14 protein-coding genes are annotated in these 16,067 nt (G+C 56.5%); 6 read left to right on the plus strand and 8 right to left on the minus strand.

The annotated features are described in order from the left end of the window. Nucleotides 1-59: 59 nt before the first annotated feature. Complete coding sequence (locus JM93_RS03685; protein WP_145340680.1) at nucleotides 60-779, plus strand: MgtC/SapB family protein; 720 nt, start codon at nucleotides 60-62, stop codon at nucleotides 777-779. Between the two features lie 75 nt (nucleotides 780-854). On the opposite strand, the gene JM93_RS03690 is transcribed toward JM93_RS03685, so the two are convergent. Beyond that, nucleotides 855-1,394 (minus strand): winged helix-turn-helix domain-containing protein, encoded by a 540-nt coding sequence (locus tag JM93_RS03690; protein WP_145340681.1) that lies wholly within the window; start codon nucleotides 1,392-1,394, stop codon nucleotides 855-857. A 413-nt stretch (nucleotides 1,395-1,807) separates the two neighbouring features. On the opposite strand from JM93_RS03690, the gene JM93_RS03695 reads away from it, so the two are divergent. After that, nucleotides 1,808-2,518 carry a substrate-binding periplasmic protein gene (locus tag JM93_RS03695; RefSeq protein ID WP_145340682.1) on the plus strand — a complete coding sequence of 237 codons (711 nt, stop codon included), beginning with the start codon at nucleotides 1,808-1,810 and terminating at the stop codon, nucleotides 2,516-2,518. Nucleotides 2,519-2,591: 73 nt separating this feature from the next. Here JM93_RS03695 and JM93_RS03700 read toward each other — a convergent pair whose 3' ends face one another. Further along, on the minus strand, nucleotides 2,592-2,912 hold the full coding sequence (locus tag JM93_RS03700; RefSeq protein ID WP_145340683.1) for an antibiotic biosynthesis monooxygenase family protein: 321 nt from the start codon (nucleotides 2,910-2,912) through the stop codon (nucleotides 2,592-2,594). Between the two features lie 83 nt (nucleotides 2,913-2,995). Continuing rightward, on the minus strand, nucleotides 2,996-3,931 hold the full coding sequence (locus JM93_RS03705) for a LysR substrate-binding domain-containing protein (RefSeq protein ID WP_145340684.1): 936 nt from the start codon (nucleotides 3,929-3,931) through the stop codon (nucleotides 2,996-2,998). Between the two features lie 116 nt (nucleotides 3,932-4,047). Between JM93_RS03705 and JM93_RS03710 the strand changes: the two genes are divergently transcribed. From JM93_RS03710 to JM93_RS03720, 3 genes are all read left to right on the plus strand, one after another. Then, nucleotides 4,048-4,245: a YdcH family protein gene (locus JM93_RS03710; RefSeq protein ID WP_145340685.1), complete on the plus strand. Its 198-nt coding sequence runs from the start codon at nucleotides 4,048-4,050 to the stop codon at nucleotides 4,243-4,245. A 395-nt stretch (nucleotides 4,246-4,640) separates the two neighbouring features. Next, nucleotides 4,641-5,462, plus strand: a complete 822-nt coding sequence (locus tag JM93_RS03715; RefSeq protein ID WP_145340686.1) for a bifunctional allantoicase/(S)-ureidoglycine aminohydrolase — start codon at nucleotides 4,641-4,643, stop codon at nucleotides 5,460-5,462. A 4-nt stretch (nucleotides 5,463-5,466) separates the two neighbouring features. Next, a complete protein-coding gene (locus JM93_RS03720) occupies nucleotides 5,467-5,961 on the plus strand; it encodes an ureidoglycolate lyase (protein ID WP_145340687.1) in 495 nt (164 codons plus the stop codon). A gap of 91 nt (nucleotides 5,962-6,052) precedes the next feature. On the opposite strand, the gene JM93_RS03725 is transcribed toward JM93_RS03720, so the two are convergent. The 4 genes from JM93_RS03725 to JM93_RS03740 all read right to left on the minus strand — a co-directional run bounded on the left by JM93_RS03725 (nucleotide 6,053) and on the right by JM93_RS03740 (nucleotide 12,659). Then, the gene (locus tag JM93_RS03725; protein WP_145340688.1) at nucleotides 6,053-9,163 is read right to left on the minus strand and encodes an efflux RND transporter permease subunit; all 3,111 of its coding nucleotides are present in this window, start codon (nucleotides 9,161-9,163) and stop codon (nucleotides 6,053-6,055) included. Between the two features lie 36 nt (nucleotides 9,164-9,199). Beyond that, entirely contained in the window at nucleotides 9,200-10,300 is a 1,101-nt protein-coding gene (locus JM93_RS03730) for an efflux RND transporter periplasmic adaptor subunit (protein ID WP_145340689.1), read from the minus strand. 19 nt (nucleotides 10,301-10,319) lie between these two features. Continuing rightward, on the minus strand, nucleotides 10,320-10,871 hold the full coding sequence (locus JM93_RS03735) for a TetR/AcrR family transcriptional regulator (protein ID WP_145340690.1): 552 nt from the start codon (nucleotides 10,869-10,871) through the stop codon (nucleotides 10,320-10,322). Between the two features lie 162 nt (nucleotides 10,872-11,033). Next, nucleotides 11,034-12,659 (minus strand): EAL domain-containing protein, encoded by a 1,626-nt coding sequence (locus tag JM93_RS03740; RefSeq protein WP_145340691.1) that lies wholly within the window; start codon nucleotides 12,657-12,659, stop codon nucleotides 11,034-11,036. A 312-nt stretch (nucleotides 12,660-12,971) separates the two neighbouring features. On the opposite strand from JM93_RS03740, the gene JM93_RS03745 reads away from it, so the two are divergent. Then, a complete protein-coding gene (locus JM93_RS03745) occupies nucleotides 12,972-14,147 on the plus strand; it encodes a hypothetical protein (protein ID WP_145340692.1) in 1,176 nt (391 codons plus the stop codon). A gap of 57 nt (nucleotides 14,148-14,204) precedes the next feature. Here JM93_RS03745 and JM93_RS03750 read toward each other — a convergent pair whose 3' ends face one another. Further along, nucleotides 14,205-16,016 (minus strand): ABC transporter ATP-binding protein, encoded by a 1,812-nt coding sequence (locus tag JM93_RS03750; protein WP_341873622.1) that lies wholly within the window; start codon nucleotides 16,014-16,016, stop codon nucleotides 14,205-14,207. Nucleotides 16,017-16,067 lie beyond the last annotated feature (51 nt).

The raw sequence follows: 16,067 nt of genomic DNA on the forward strand, positions 1-16,067 counted from the left end.
GCTCACGCCAATCCTCCGCGCAAGCTGCGTATTTGAGTCGCTTACCTTGCCGGTGCACCATGCTGTTTATCCAGAATTTCAATTCCGTTTCCATGGCCGACAGTTTCGTAAGCCTATTGGCTGCATTTGTCCTCGGTACGATCATTGGCGCAGAACGGCAATATCGTCAGCGCAGTGCCGGACTGCGGACCAACGTCCTGGTGGCACTCGGCGCTGCGGCATTTGTCGATCTGGCGTTCATTGTCTCCACCGACGCGGATAGTGCGACACGGGTCATTTCATATGTAGTTTCCGGCGTCGGTTTCCTCGGCGCCGGGGTTATCATGAAAGACGGCGCCGATGTGCGCGGGCTCAATACGGCAGCAACACTTTGGGCTTCCGCCGCCGTTGGCGCTTGTGCAGGCGCAGACATGATCGCAGAGGCAGTGATGGTCACCGGCTTCGTAATCGCCGGAAATACGCTGCTCCGGCCGCTGGTCAACTGGATCAACCGCGCCCCGCTCAACGAAGAGCAGTCCGAGGCAATCTATGAAGTGCTCATCATTGCCGAGGCAAGCCATGTTTCAGAAGTTCGGGAGGCGGTCATCCTTGAATTGAACAAGGCACGCTATCCTGTCGCAGACATTCGCCAGTCCGCTCTTTCGGACAGTCTTATCGAAATCACCGCTGTTCTCGTGAGCACGTCCGTTGATCGCAAGGAGCTGAACGCCGCCGTCAACACCTTGAGGGAGATGCCTGTGGTATCCCGCGCGCGGTGGGAAGCAAGCACGACAGACTAGCCGCCTCAGGAGTTGGCAACTTTTTTGACCGGCCGGTCTTAAAAAGCTGAAACTGGAACTTTCCAATTTGGGAAATCAACCGCGCAGTATGTCATTGATCATTTTACTGATCTCGTCAAACGCCACATCCATCACGGGGACGCCACCATCGTAGCAATAGCGGCCGTTTAAGACACGCGTTGATGTGCGCAGAACCAGCCGCTTGCCCTCTTTTCTGTGCTCGACCAGATCCATATCAATCAGCTTCTTGATCTTGCGGTGTGCGGACGAGACAGAAAGACCCGTATATTCGACAATATCCGAAATATGTGTCGTTCTATCGCGCATATCATTCGCAAATATAACCTCACGGATGATTGCTTCATCGATGGTCAGTTGATGTGACATATCAAGGATGATGCGGGTCAGTTGCAAATGAAGCTCGATCAGCCGCGCGCTGCGCCGCGCCTGCTCATTATCAGGCACCTCCAGCTGCTCCAGGGTCACGGATCGTCGTCTCACGGCACCGCCAGTCTTCTTCTTCCCATTTTGAGAAGTTACTGTAACAGACTTCTCGGAACATGGTTGACGAAAATCATCGTGATTGGGTATCGCATCTTTAGCAGAGAAAAACATAAGATCGCTGAGGCACAAACCCCATCGGCAATTTTATTTGGCGGACCATCATAAAAAAACTCTGCAAACCCATCGGATACCCATCCGGTGGGTTTTTCATTACACGAATTGTTCTGTGTATACTTTATTTGGATCAACACCCCGACATTTATTCTGAGTTGTAATTCACAATCACATATATATTACTTGGGCTCTCAATGTTAAAATACCGGGCCCCAGTATCAAACTCTGCCGGCGGAGACGCTGTATTAAGAAATCTTAAAAGAAACCGCTCGGAATTTTAACAGACCAGCAGATATTGGTTCACTAAACTTCAATTGAACTGCCGCTGCGGAATGCCTTAAAATACTTCTTAAATTTTCTCCCTGATAGACCGTTGGGATCGGATCGACTTTCCACAGGGGGAAACACACATGTCCGCTCTTCGTGCAATTACGGCAATTGCCGCAGTAACCTTCGCAACAAGCGTCTTCGCAGCCGACATCAAGCTTACAACGGAAGACTACCCACCCTACAATTTCAAAGAGGGTGACAAAATTGTAGGCCTTGGCGCCGATCAGGCTTTCGAGATCATGAAACGGGCCGGCATCACTTATGATGTGGAAATGGCTCAATGGTCCCGGGCTCTGGGTCTTGCCGAGAATGAAGCCGGCTACTGCGTTTTCACAACCGCGCATACCGAAGAACGTGATGCGAAGTTCCTTTGGGTCGAGCCGCTCAATAAAGCGACCACGCTTTTGATCAAAAAGGCGGGCTCAGATGTGAACCCGACCAATCTGGAAGAAGCCAAAGCCTTCACCGTTGGCACGCAAACCGATGATTACACAGAGTCCATCCTGAAGAACGAAGGCTTTCCGAAAATCGACCCGGCAAAAAACATGGAAACGTCTGTCAAAAAACTCGTTGCGGGTCGCACCGACCTGATTGCGGTATCGGAAGCATACTTTAACGGATTGGTTCGTGACGGCGTCGAAGTCGAGAAATCAATCGTTCTTGCAGAGTCGCTTGACGGCATCGCGTGCAATCCGGGCACGGACAAGGCGCTTGTCGACAAAATGCAGGCGGCGCTCGACAGCATGATCGCGGACGGCACCCAGGCCAAGATCCTCGCAAAGTACGAATAACAAGCCGATCACGGTCCCGGGGCCAAGCCAACAGCCCCGGGATCACCCGCCGAATAGGTTTCTGTCGGACCGCTCAGTCGATGCTCTCGACAACGTCATACATGACCGGTTCAAAGCTCTTGCAAAGCGCGCTGATCCGCCGGTTCCGGGTCCGCATTTCATCGGAGCGGAGCATTGCAAGAAAGTCCTCACGCCGCCGCCATTGCGAATAGTTGGCAATGCGGGTCTGCGCGTCGTTGACATGAAGCCCAGCCCCGATAAAGCCCGGCTGATGACGGATGAAGTGGCTATAGGCATCCTTGAGTTCATCCAGGAGATCGAAGCATGTGCCGGGCGTCATTTCAAAGGTGGTGATGACAGTCTGAAAATCGGAATCGCTTGAGATATGCGGCATGGGCACCTCCTGACCTGAAAGCCTGACCGGCTCCCCTGCCGCAGTTCAACATGAAGCAGCCGGTCCTGCAAACCGCATATCGTTCACCTCGCAGCGGCCCGAATGCCCGGCACTGCCATATCCGCTGCCGTTCTCCGGCTGATATCCAGAATAATCTGGTAGTGCGGCCTGCGCGCGCTTGCCTTGCGCCAGCCGAGCGCAATGTCACGTTTCATGGCAAATCCGTCGATCGATTTCAGCAGGACACGCGTCTCCTTGCCGAACTCCGATGCAATATAACCGGCCGGAAACAGGGCAAGCCCCATGCCGATCGACACCATCTGACGCAGTGCGTCCAAGCTGGTGCCTTCATAATCCGCCCTAAACACCGCACCGGATTGCTGAGCAAGCAGCTGGCCATCCTCATAGAGCCGGTGGCCCCGGCCGAGGGTCAGGAGCCGTTCGCCGCGAAGCGCATCCAGGGGAACGCTTGAAAGCCCTGCCAGGGGATGATCCGAGGGCACCGCCAGCAGCAACTCCTCGCTGCAGATGATCTCGCTTTCAACACGGTCAGACGCCAGCGGCGCCGGACACAACACACAGTCCAGCGCACCTGTTTGCAAATCCGGCAACAGCTGAGCGGGCCGCTCCTCACGAATGTAAAGCTCAAGGTCCGGAAATGTGTCCTTCAAACGCGGCAAAATATGCGGCATGAAATAGGGCCCGAAAGTCGGGGCAACGCCCAGGCGCACCAAGCCGCCCAGATTGCCAATCCGCGCATTGGCAGCCGCCACAATTTCGTCCAAGGTTTCGATGGCCTGATGCGCCAAAGGCAGCAATGCCTCGCCCGCTGGTGTGAGGCTGATATCGCCCGCCCCGCGGTCCAGCAAAGCGACCCCCAACTGGTCTTCCAACAGTTTGAATTGTGAAGACAAAGTTGGCTGTGAAACATTGCAGCGTTCCGCCGCGCGCCCGAAATGGCCGGTCTCTGAAAGGGCGAGAAAATACTCCAGTTGCCTGGCAGAGGGACGAAAGCTCATGGCGAAATTTCAACTCATAGATAGTTTCTATCAATTTGATACAATCAATGTATTTCACCTATCGATCAAAACAAACCATATTCTGAGTGTCGTCAACGAACCTAGGAGACTTTGAAATGTACACCCGCTTGAAAGCTCTGCGCAGCCAGCACGAAACGCTGGAGCACCAGATCCGGCGGGAAGAAAAACGTCCTGCCCCAGACGTGGTTCACGTACGCACATTGAAGAAATTCAAGCTTCGCATCCGCGATGAGATCGCCCGGATCGAACGTGTTCTTGACCGAAATCAACGTGGTGATCTTCTCCCAACCTGAAAGGTATTCCGCCATGCAACCGATGTTCTGGCCGTTTATGTTCGCACCTACCCGCCCTCCCGTCGCGGATACGCGTCAGCGACGGCTTAAAGACCTTGAGGATCGCATGAGCACCTTCCTGACCACGAAACGGACGTCTGCCTGTGAGACCGTTCTGGATCAGGTTGAAGCAAGCCGAGCAGAGCTTCGCAAAGCACGATCCGCGAGCGTGTAACCCCATCTGCCAGCTTGCCGAACCCCGCCCGACTGCCCGGGCGGGGTTCTTTATGGTACGCCGCTGTCGCACGAAGCACTGTGTTTCCGCTTGGCGACAACCCGCTCTATTTCTAAACTGCGCGACCGAGTCACCGGCTGAAGCCCGCTTCAGCCATGAAACAGCGCGTTTGGATTGCCCGATGCCCCCCTCTACCTATTACGCTCCGACCGGCGGCCATCCGCCGCAAACACAGCTGCTCACTGACAGGGCGGTGTTTACCGATGCCTATGCGGTCATTCCAAAGGGGACGATGCGCGATATCGTGACCAGTTTCTTGCCATTCTGGACCGGCACGCGGCTTTGGGTGCTCTCGCGGCCTCTGTCGGGCTTTGCGGAGACCTTTTCACAATACATCATGGAGGTTCAGCCGGGAGGTGGCAGTGACACACCGGAAACCGACCCGGATGCCGAAGCGGTTCTTTTCGTTGTGGAAGGCACCCTGACGCTCACCATCTCCGGCACTGTCCATGTCATGGCGCCCGGCGGATACGCATATCTTCCACCCATATGTGACTGGACGGCCAGAAACGAAGGCGACACACCGGTGCGGTTTCATTGGGTGCGCAAGGCCTACGAGAAAGTCGCTGGTCTCGACACACCTGACGCCTTTGTCACCCGCGAACAGGATTTGCCGGCCAATGAGATGCCTGGGACGGACGGGAAATGGGCAACCACACGGTTTGTTGCTCCCGACGACTTGCGCCATGACATGCATGTCAACATTGTCACCTTCGAGCCCGGAGCTGTGATCCCGTTCGCCGAAACCCATGTGATGGAGCATGGTCTTTATGTGCTGGAGGGCAAAGCCGTCTACCGGCTCAATCAGGACTGGGTCGAGGTCGAGGCAGGAGACTACATGTGGCTTCGCGCCTTCTGCCCTCAGGCCTGCTACGCAGGCGGGCCCGGCCGGTTTCGCTATTTGCTCTACAAAGACGTCAACCGGCATATGAAGCTGCGGTGAGCCAATGGCAGACACGATTGTTATTCAGCCTCTGACCGCGCCAGCCTTTGCGCCATTCGGGGATGTTCTGGACGCTTCGGGTGAACCATCCCAGGTGATCAATCAAGGCCTTTGCGGCCGTTACCACGACTTGGCCGACCTGGATTTCCAAGGCCCGGGTGCGAAGGCCGGCATCAGCCTCTTTAGATCGGAAAAGCGGTCCCTGCCCTACACACTTGAGATGGTTGAGCGGCATCCGCTTGGCAGCCAAGCCTTTTTGCCAATGACGCTGGAGCCGTTTCTGGTGATCGTCTGCCCGGACGAGGGTGGCCACCCTGGGGCGCCGAGAGCTTTCCGGACCAACCCTGGCCAAGGCATCAATTTTCACCGCAATGTCTGGCACGGGGTTTTGACCCCGCTTTGCGACCCCGGTCTTTTTACGGTTGTCGACCGGATCGGCGAGGGAAACAATCTTGAGGAATTCTGGTTCGAAACGCCCTACCAAATTGTCGAAACCTAAAGTTCTGAATCAGAATCCGAAAAACACTTCAAGCATATGAATTTAAATATAAAAGGCGGCTTTTGGCCGCCTATTATTTGGTCAAAACCGGTCATTCTGCCGGTATGGCATCTGCGGGAGGCTGCCCGGTTTCGGCGGTGTTTCCTTTCTCCCGTTTGGGCGGGCGCACACGGAAAAACAGGGCATAAAGCACCGGCGCTGCAATCAGGGTGAGCACGGTTGCAAAGGCCAGTCCACCCATGATTGTCACCGCCATGCCGCGGAAAAACGCATCAGACAACAACGGCGCCATGCCGAGGATTGTGGTGATGGCCGCAAGCATCACCGGCCGCATACGCGACACGCTCGCTTGTACGATCGCCTGATACTTCTCCATGCCTTCGCGGATCAAAAGGTCGATCTCCTCCAGAAGAACGATCGCGTTCTTGATCAACATGCCAGACAGCGACAAGAAGCCGAGCAGCGACATGAAACCAAACGGCGTATCGGTCGCAAGCAGGGCGATGGCGACACCATTGATCGACATGGGGACCATCAACCAGATGATCAGCGGTTGGCGCACTGATCCGAACAACAGGATCGAGATGATCAGCATTACCAGAAAGCCGAGCGGAAGCTGAGCGCCCAGAGAGGCCTGCGCATCATTTGTGCTTTCGTACTCCCCGCCCCATTCCAAGCTGTAGCCCGGGGGCAAGGAGATTGACTCTATCTGAGGACGGACACGGGCCAAGGCCGCAGATGCAGTTTCACCGGCAGTGGTTTCGGCCTTCACGGTTAGCGTGCGCACGCGGTCGCGACGGTGAATGACCGTATCCTGCGGTTCCATAACGAACTCCGTGACCACCTGGTCAACCGGCACGTAACGCCGTTGGCTTGCGGTCCAAATCAGGGTATCGGCAACGCTTTCGTTTACCGACATGCCATCCTGTTCGGCCTTGCGTGCCACAATCGGAAGGCTCTCATCATTGTCACGATAGGCCCCGACCCGCACCCCATCGGTGGCAAATTGCAAGGCCACCGACAATTCTTCACGGGTCACTCCGGAGATCCGGGCCCGGTCTTCATCGAAGATCGGGCGCACAACCAGCTCGCGCTGCCGCCAATCGGTGTTCACGTCGGCCAGCTTGTTGTCCGGCAGCGAAAAGATGGCTTGAGCCTCCCCGCCAAGGCGCTTGAGCACATTCGCATCCGGACCGGAGAACCGGGCCTCAATCTTGGCCCCGCCACCTGGTCCGAAGACCAGCCGTTTCGTAATGATCTGCGCAGACGGGTATTCGGTCGCAAACTGTTCCCGCAGATCAAGCGCCAGCCGGTCGATCACTTCGCGGCTCGTGGTGCGAACAATCATATGCCCATACGCCGGGTTTGCGTCTTCCGGTGCATAGGTCAGCATGAAGCGTGACGCGCCGCCGCCAGCGAAGCTGGTGACAGCCTCAACACGCTCATCATTCAGCACGGTCTCTTCCATGCCCCTGAGCGCCGTTTCGGTGGCGCGGATATCCGTTCCCTGGGGCGCCCAGTAATTGACATAAAACAGCGGTGTGTTGCTATCGGGGAAAAAGGCCTGTTTGACGTTTCCGAACGCCATGATGCAGGTGACCGTAATCCCGACAAGCACCGCCACTGTCAGCAACCGCGCATGCAACGTGCCGACCAGGAAAGCGCGATAGGTGGCGTAGATAATACCCTTGTAAGGATCGTGATCGTCAGAATTGCCTTCGGTTGTGCGGAAAAAATACTTTCCGAACAGCGGCGTCACCGTGATCGCAAACACCCAGGACAAGATCAGCGAAATGCCGATCACCGCGAACAGCGAGAACAGGAATTCGCCGGTTGCATCCGGCGACAAGCCAATGCCGGAAAACGCCATGATGCCGATCACGGTCGCGCCGAGCAGTGGCCACATGGTTTGACGGACGATCTTGCTCGCAGCCTGGATGGCTTTCATGCCCCTCTGCATGATGATCATCATGCCTTCGGCCACAACGATGGCGTTGTCCACCAGCATGCCCATGGCAATGATCAATGCGCCGAGCGAGATCCGCTCCATCTCGATGTTGAAGATGCGCATGAACAGGACGGTTGCCATCACGGTCAGCAGCAGCACCGTGCCGACCACAAGTGCCGCGCGCCACCCCATGAACAAAGCCAGGACTGCAATCACGATGACCACCGAGGCAGCCAGATTGGTGATGAAGCCGTTGACCGATTCATCGACCACGATGTTCTGTTCATAGATCGGATGGATCTGCATGCCGACAGGCAGCCGGGCTTCCACCTCGGCCAGCTTGTCAATCACCCGCCCGCCAACTTCGACAATGTTGGTGCCGTCAACCTGGGACACGCCGATGGTTACCGCTTCGTGGCCATTGTGGCGGATCAAACGACTCGGGCGTTCAGGCTCGCCGAGCTCCAGCGTTGCGATATCGGAAAGCCTGATCATCGCGGTTGAACCGGGCCGCCCGATCACAAGGTCCTGAATGCCCCTGAAATCATCAAAGGCCGAAGCGGTCATCAACCGGATGCGTTTGTCTCCGGAGATGCCCGACCCGTTCGACTGGATCCGGTTTTCCGCATCCAGCACCCCGGCAATGTCTGTCATCGAAATTCCGAGCCCGGCGATTTTATCCTGGTCGACATTGAGATAGATGACGTCCTCCGGCTCGCCCGCGACCTCGACCTTTCCGACCCCTTCAACCGTCAGCAGTTCGCGCCTGATCTGTTTCACGGTCTCACGGATGTCGCGGTTGGTGTAGCCATCCGCCGTAAAGGCGTAGAACAGGCCATAGACATCACCGAATGCATCGTAAACCAGTGGCGTTCCGGCGCCGGCCGGAAGGTTGCGGACCTCGTCATTGACCTTGCGGCGCAACTCGTCCCAGACCTGCGGCAACTCAGACCCATCATAGGTCGGCTTGATCTCAACGCTGATCCGCGACAGGCCCGGCTCCGACGCCGATGTGATCAGGTCAAGCTGCGGCATTTGCTGGATGGCAGTTTCCAGACGCTCGGTGACTTCCGTTTCAACCTCCGCCGCGGTCGCCCCCGGATATTGGGTGATGACCTGAGCTTCTTTGATCGTGAAGGCAGGGTCTTCCAACCGGCCAACCGTGGTAAGACCCCACAGACCACCAAGCAGGGCCATCAGAACGATCATCCAGGTATTGACTGGTTTCTGGATTGAATAGGCAGCTATATCCACAGGTGCTGATCCTTGGAGAGTGTTGTGTGTGCGGGATCAGTTCAATCGCCGTACCGATTGACCATCGCTCAGGTAAGCAACGCCGGCAGAGACGATCTCATCACCGACGTCCAGTCCCGCGCTCACCGGCATGAAATCACCCATGACTGTTCCGACTTCGACCGGCTGCTTTGACACCTGACCGTTGTCCTCGGAGTACTTCCAGACAAACGGCTGGCCGTCCCCATCGACCGCGATCGCGCTGGATGGCACCAGCAACTGTTCGCCAAGCTCCAGCCCCTCCGGCAAGAACTTCACCGAAACCGACGCTGTCATGCCCGGAAACAATTCCTCCGCATCGTTGCGCGGCATCGCGAGAGTGATGCGATAGGTTTGTGTGACTTCATCGACCTGCGAGGAATGCTCGCGATACTCCAGGGGGAACGTCTTTGCGCCATAGGCCGGGTATTTTGCCTCGATAGAGGCCACTTCCGACTCCGTCACCCTTCCAAACAGGGCCTCGGCAACGTTGATGTCCACCTGAACTTCCGACACATCGTGCAGCTGGACGATTGGCGTTCCAACAGCAACATTCGTGAAATTCTCCGCAAGCCGCGTCGAAACGATCCCATCAAACGGCGCGCGCAATTCGGTGTATTCCAAATCCTGCTTCGCCCGTTTCAAGGCTTCAACAGCAAGATCATACTCATTTTTCTGTTCATCATATGAGGACTGCGAGATAACCGAACGGTCCCGGAGCGTTTCGAGGCGGTCCAGATCACGCTTGGCCTGGTCCGCATTGATGGTCGCCTCGCGCAGGGCACGGTCGTAGTCCGTCGTGTCAAGCTTGGCGATGAGATCGCCCTCGTTCACCTGCTGGCTTTCGCGCACGGGCAATTGGACCAGACGGCCGGGAACCTGAAACGACAGGTCCACTGTCTGAACCGCGGCAACCCGGCCAGCAAAACGGCGCTCCAGCAAACCTATCTGGTCGGTTACTTGAAAGACTTTGGCAGGCCGAGGCGCAGAATGCAGGTCGGCCTCTGCTTCAGCGATCGGATTTTCTGTGTTTTCCTGACAGGCAGCCAGAACGCCGAATGCTGCCATAACAAAACCTACACGCCGAAGCGTACGACCGAAATGCGTTTCCAAGGGCATGTCTTTATTTCAACACTCTTCAGGTTAGAGAGAGCCGGCGGCGTAGGTTCGCAAAAATGCCGGTGCGTTCGTCATCCGTATGAAGCATCACGCCATGTGCGTCGGCGAAATGAAGACCTTCCAGAGAGCACCAGATGGCGAGTGCCTCGGAAAAATCCGGGTGTTCTGCACGGATGGCATCCTTCAGCCGCTTTTTCAGCGCCATGAAGGAATCGATAAGGTTTGGCGATTTCATGTGTGTGACAAGAATGGCGCGGGCGATGCTCTTGTTTTCCCGAAGCCAGATTTCTGTCACATCGACCATTGCCGCCAATGTCGGACTTTTGCTGCGCATGTGGCTTGCGCGTGCCGTTTCTATTTCCTCCGCGAAGCGGTCTGCAAGACGTTGCACCATGGCGGCAATCAGCGCGTCCTTGGTCGGGAAATTGTAGAGAACCCCGCCCTTTGAAAAACCACTGCGTTCGGCAACCGCATCAATGGTCAGGCTCAACGCCCCTGCTTCACGCACGATATCGAGCGCGGAATCCAGGATGTCTGCTTTTGTGCTTTTTGAATGTTTCGCGGTTTGCATGAATATACCGTCTGGTCAGTACAGTATGGGCACAAATATACCGTCCAGCTGGTACAGACAAGAGGCGAAGCGTTCACCCTGCCGCGATAACGGACGGAGCTGGGTGTTTCGGCTCAGATATTGTCGGCAAAACACACTGGAGGGACTGTCAAAAAACCGCAATCAAGCGGCGTTTGCCGCCGCGCGCTCTGCAGCGGCCGCCTCAGCGGCCAACCGTTCGCGCTCGTCCGCTTCCGCTTCTGTTTTCTCAGCAAACTCGAGGAACTCGCCACAGGGCATTGGTGGTGCAAAATGATATCCTTGCGCCGCCGTGACACCAAGGTCCAAAAGGCGGTCAATCTGTTCTTGTTGCTCAACGCCCTCGGCGATGATGCCCATTCCTAGATTGTCGGCAAGCTCGACCATGGAGTCCACAATCGTGGTCGAACTGTCGTCCATGCCAATCGTATCGATGAACATCTTGTCGATCTTAATGATATCGATTCCAAGCTTTTGAAGGTATGCCATCCCGCCGTGGCCGGTCCCAACGTCATCCAACGCAACCCTGACGCCGAGAGACTGGAGTTCGGCGATGATCTTGCGGGCCAGCTCCAGATCGGCGAGCGGATGGCGTTCGGTCACCTCAACAACAATTTGCTGATAGGAAATATCGGTTTCACCAAAGATAACTTTGATGTCATTCACGATTTCGCGGTCAAGAAAGTGTCCGGCGAACAGGTTGATTGACAATTTGAGATCCGGATTGTCTCCGTAGTACCCGGACATTTCGCGGGCAGTCTGCATCATGAGCGACCGGGTCATATCAAAGATATGGCCATAGGTTTCGGCATAGGCCATGAATTGCCCCGGAGACACCAGAACCCCATTTGGCCGCCGCCAACGCATCAGCACTTCGCAGCCACGCATCCGGCCCGTTTCGATGTCAATAACCGGCTGATAAAACGGTATGAACTCGCCATTCTTGATCGCCGCAACGAATTCGTCATTGGCTTCGCTTTCCGGACGCCAGGAGAACCAAACGCCGACGGCAACCAGAATGATCGCCAACGCAACGCAAGCTGTCGCGGCAATGACCTTCAATGCCTGAACAGCTTGGATCGCCGCGGATTCGGGTGCAACGATTGTGGCACGCAACGGGTAATTCGGCGATGATACTGCCGCGACCAGAGTATCTGATGAATCGGTTGCCTCCGAAGAGTAGCCGCCCGTTGCAAACCAGAGCAGGTCGTTGCCCAAACGCAATTCGGCCCGCCGGTAGGCCCGCAGGTATTCAGGCCCCGGATCCGACGCGATCACAGCCGGTGTGACCTCGGCGAAGAGCCGGTTGCCGTTGCGCAGATCCCAACTGATGACGGCAGAGCGTGCGCCCAGATATTCGCGGTCCAGCATGCCGATACCAACGAGCGGCCCGTCCTCCCGAAGAACCGGAAGCACGGCCTCCCCCGTCAATTCCATGTCAGGGGTGATGCACATCCGCTTGCCCTGTGAATCCACGAGGCCAACGGCATCGATCATGCCTTCGCTGGTCACAAGGGTTTGAAAAAGAACCCGGTCCTCCGCGTTGCAGGTCTGAATGTCATCACGGGCGAGACGCTGCAAAGCTGTGACGGTCTGGCTGATGGCATCTTCCGCACGCTGGATATAGCGCATGCCCATAGCGTCCATTTCTTTGAGGGCTTGGCTGCGCGCGTACTGGTTCAATATTATGTTGGCCACAAACAACGGCGCAGTCGCCAGAAAAATGGCGATCAAGACAGCGCGCAAGAAGACTATGTACCGGCCAGACACCCGTTATCCCGAGTTTGAGATGCGACCCTGAGACTGTGCAGGGTCTTGGTAAACAAGCTCTGAAGGCTTGTCATTTTGCAGCAAGATATCGGGATTCTCACCAAGGATCGCCTTGCGAATACGTGATCCACAGGTGGTTAAGCGAAGGTTCGCAGGCACGGACACCGATACGCCGGGCCCTGCGTCACGCAATCGACGTAAATGACCTGCCAAATCCCGTTGAGGGCAATTCTGCCTTGCGTCCTTCATGTGCTTGCACCATCGTGCAGCTGACTTGGCGTTTCGCGCCCCAGTTTTTGGAGATTTATTGTAATGACTGCCCGTTCCGCATTCCGCTCCCGCCGCCTTGCGCTCCTGCTCGGTGTTTCCTTACTGGCAACGCCTGCTGCCGCTTTCGAGCCGTCAGGAAACGCCGTTGCCGACGGTTTCATGACGATCTTCGAAACAGATAACGGCAAAGTCGAAAGCTACGGAACGGTCACCGACAATGGCGGTTCGGTGACGATCACCGACCTGCGCCTGACCAACGAATCCGATGACAACACCTCCGTCTACATTGCCAGCACAACGCTGGAAGGCGGGTCCGTGCTCGACAATGGCCGCATGGAAATCGGCCAGCTTGACATGGGCGGTTTTGAACTGACTTCTGATGAGGTCAAAATGGCGGTCTCAAAGCTGAGCGCCACCGATCTCAAGCTGCCCTCACCGGAGGAGGTGAAGGCCGGTGCCGAAAACGCGACTATGGGCCCGGTTTATTCGTCCGCAGACATTCAAACGCTGATCTTTGAGGACGAGGACGGCAACAAGTTCGATATCGGCAGCATAACGTCGTCCATTGACGAAATGTCTGGCGATCTGCCGACAGCCGGTAAGTTCGCGATCAACGATATTACGGTCACTGCAGAAAACCTCGATGACGAAGGCAAAAAGGCGCTTGGCGACCTCGGGTATGACAGCATGGTTGTCAGTGTATCGGGCGCAGGAAAATGGGATCCGGACGCTGCGACTATGCAGATCAACGACCTTCAGGTCTCCGGCTCGGAAGCTGGTGTCGTCACGCTCAATCTCGGCCTCGGCGGTGTCACTCGGGAAGTTGTCTCACAGCTGAACGAAACACAGGATGATCCCAGCAAGGCGATGGGTATCGTTCAAGGCGTGACCGTGGAGAACATCTCGATCAAGGTCGATAATGAATCGCTCGTGGAGCGTGTTCTTGACAAACAAGCCAAGGAAGCGGGTGAAGATCGCGAGGCCTATGTCGCCCAATTGACCGGCGCGCTGCCCCTGATGCTGGCTGTTCTTCAAAACCAGGAATTTCAGGACAAGGTTTCCGGAGCGGTGACCAGCTTCTTGGAAAACCCGATCAATCTGACCGTGACAGCAGCGCCTGCAGCACCGGTTCCCTTCCCGCAGATTATGGGCGCCGCCATGATGGCACCGCAAACTCTGCCGCAGGTTTTGGGCGTCGATATTTCTGCCAATCAGTAAAGCAGCAGCGCCACAAAATTTGTGAAAAATGCGCGCGGCCCGACAGCCGCGCGTTTTTTATTCTGCAGCCGACTGCTCGGTGTCCGGCTTGCGGGATTCCTGAAACTGCAATTCGCACAAGCGCCGGTAAACACCATCTTGCTGGAATAGGCTTTGGTGTGTGCCGTTCTCGATCACCCGGCCGCGATCGAACACCTGGATCATGTCCGCATCGCGAACGGTTGACAGCCGGTGTGCAATAACCAAGGTGGTTCGACCCTCCATCAAGCGCTTGAGCGCCGACTGGACCTTGGCTTCCGATTCGGCATCCAGCGCCGAAGTTGCTTCATCGAGCAAAAGGATCGGCGCATTGCGCAGCATGGCCCGGGCAATCGCGATCCGTTGGCGCTGACCGCCAGACAAACGCCCACCGCCCTCGCCGGCAGGTGCGTCGTAGCCTCCGGGCATTTCCATGATGAAGTCATCGGCATTGGCATCGATTGCGGCTTGCCGGATCTCGTCAAATGTAGCCTCGGGGCGTCCCAATGCGATGTTGTCGCGTATGGAGACATCAAACAGGAAAGTGTCCTGGGTAACGACCGCAATGTTCCTGCGCAAGCTTTCGACCGTGACGTCTCGAATGTTTTGCCCGTCGATGGTGATCGATCCGCGGTCAACATCGTAGAACCGCTCCAGAAGAGCAAAGACTGTGGATTTGCCAGCGCCTGACGCGCCAACAAGTGCGGTCGTCTTGCCGGCCTCGGCCACCATCGACAACCCGGACAAGACGGACGGCTCGCCGTATGAGAACCGCACTTCCTCAATCACCACCTTCCCTTTCGGCACCGCCAGCTCTGCCGCGCCATCGGCATCGACAAGCGCAGGATGATCGTCAAGGAGCTCATACATTAGCCGCACGCCAACCAGGCTCTTGCTCAAATTGACCTGCAAGCGGGCCAGACGGCGCGCCGGATCATAGGCCAGCAGCAAAGCGGTGATGAAGGAGAAGAAAGCTCCCGGATCCTTGCCGAGCTCAACAACCGAATAGCCGCCATAAAGGATCACCATGCCAACGGCAAAACCGCCAAGCGTTTCCATCAGGGGGGATGTGCGGGCGCTCAGGGCCGCGATCTTGTTGGCCTGCTTTTCGACATCGCCCACTGCGCTGTCCATGCGCCTGCGCATTTCCGGCTCGACGCCGAAGGCTTTGACAATCCGGATCCCCAGCGCGGTTTCCTGCAAGACCGACATGATCCGCGTGGATGACACAAACTGCGACTTGGCGTGTTTTCGAACCCGCCGCACAAGCAAAGAAACACCGATCACAGCCGGCGGCATGATGACGAGCGCGATGACGCTCAACAGCGGGTCCTGAGCAACCATGACAAAAACAAGGCCGATCAACGTCAGAAGATCCCGCCCCAGGGTGACGACAATCATGTCGATCACACCGCGTGCGTCCCCTGCCCCCTGGTTGATCCGCACGGCCAGGTCGCCAAGCGCCGTCCGGTCAAAGTAGGACATGTCCTGCTGTGTCAGCCGCTGGAACAGCCGCTTTTGCAGGCGGGCTACAATCGAGTTGCCGATCCTGCTCAAAACGATCATCTGGCCGTAACTGGCAGCACCTTTCACTGAAAAGATGACCAGAACAGCCGCCGCAATCACGTAGACCATGGCCGGATCTTTGTTGACGAAGACCTCGTTGATCACGTCCTTCATGATCCAGGCGCTGGCCGCCGTTGAGCCCGCAACAAATGCCATAAAAACAAACGCAAGCGCATATTTCGGCGCATAGGCCCGGCCGTTTTCGACCAAGAGGCGTTTGACGAGCTGAACGGTGCCCTCCGGGTCGGTCCAGACCTGCCATTTTGCAGGGTTATGCAATTTCAATCTGCCTTCCATATGGCAAGGGCCGGATATCCGGCCCAGGCGATGTCGTAT

This window comes from Roseibium hamelinense (genome assembly GCF_007830545.1).
GTDB lineage: Bacteria > Pseudomonadota > Alphaproteobacteria > Rhizobiales > Stappiaceae > Roseibium > Roseibium hamelinense.

Excerpts from the sequence above, each read along its gene's own strand:
- JM93_RS03685 (WP_145340680.1), top strand. The coding sequence starts at position 60 with ATGCTGTTTATCCAGAATTTCAATTCCGTTTCCATGGCCGACAGTTTC.
- JM93_RS03690 (WP_145340681.1), bottom strand. The coding sequence starts at position 1,394 with ATGTTTTTCTCTGCTAAAGATGCGATACCCAATCACGATGATTTTCGT.
- JM93_RS03695 (WP_145340682.1), top strand. The coding sequence starts at position 1,808 with ATGTCCGCTCTTCGTGCAATTACGGCAATTGCCGCAGTAACCTTCGCA.
- JM93_RS03700 (WP_145340683.1), bottom strand. The coding sequence starts at position 2,912 with ATGCCGCATATCTCAAGCGATTCCGATTTTCAGACTGTCATCACCACC.
- JM93_RS03705 (WP_145340684.1), bottom strand. The coding sequence starts at position 3,931 with ATGAGCTTTCGTCCCTCTGCCAGGCAACTGGAGTATTTTCTCGCCCTT.
- JM93_RS03710 (WP_145340685.1), top strand. The coding sequence starts at position 4,048 with ATGTACACCCGCTTGAAAGCTCTGCGCAGCCAGCACGAAACGCTGGAG.
- JM93_RS03715 (WP_145340686.1), top strand. The coding sequence starts at position 4,641 with ATGCCCCCCTCTACCTATTACGCTCCGACCGGCGGCCATCCGCCGCAA.
- JM93_RS03720 (WP_145340687.1), top strand. The coding sequence starts at position 5,467 with ATGGCAGACACGATTGTTATTCAGCCTCTGACCGCGCCAGCCTTTGCG.
- JM93_RS03730 (WP_145340689.1), bottom strand. The coding sequence starts at position 10,300 with ATGCCCTTGGAAACGCATTTCGGTCGTACGCTTCGGCGTGTAGGTTTT.
- JM93_RS03735 (WP_145340690.1), bottom strand. The coding sequence starts at position 10,871 with ATGCAAACCGCGAAACATTCAAAAAGCACAAAAGCAGACATCCTGGAT.
- JM93_RS03745 (WP_145340692.1), top strand. The coding sequence starts at position 12,972 with ATGACTGCCCGTTCCGCATTCCGCTCCCGCCGCCTTGCGCTCCTGCTC.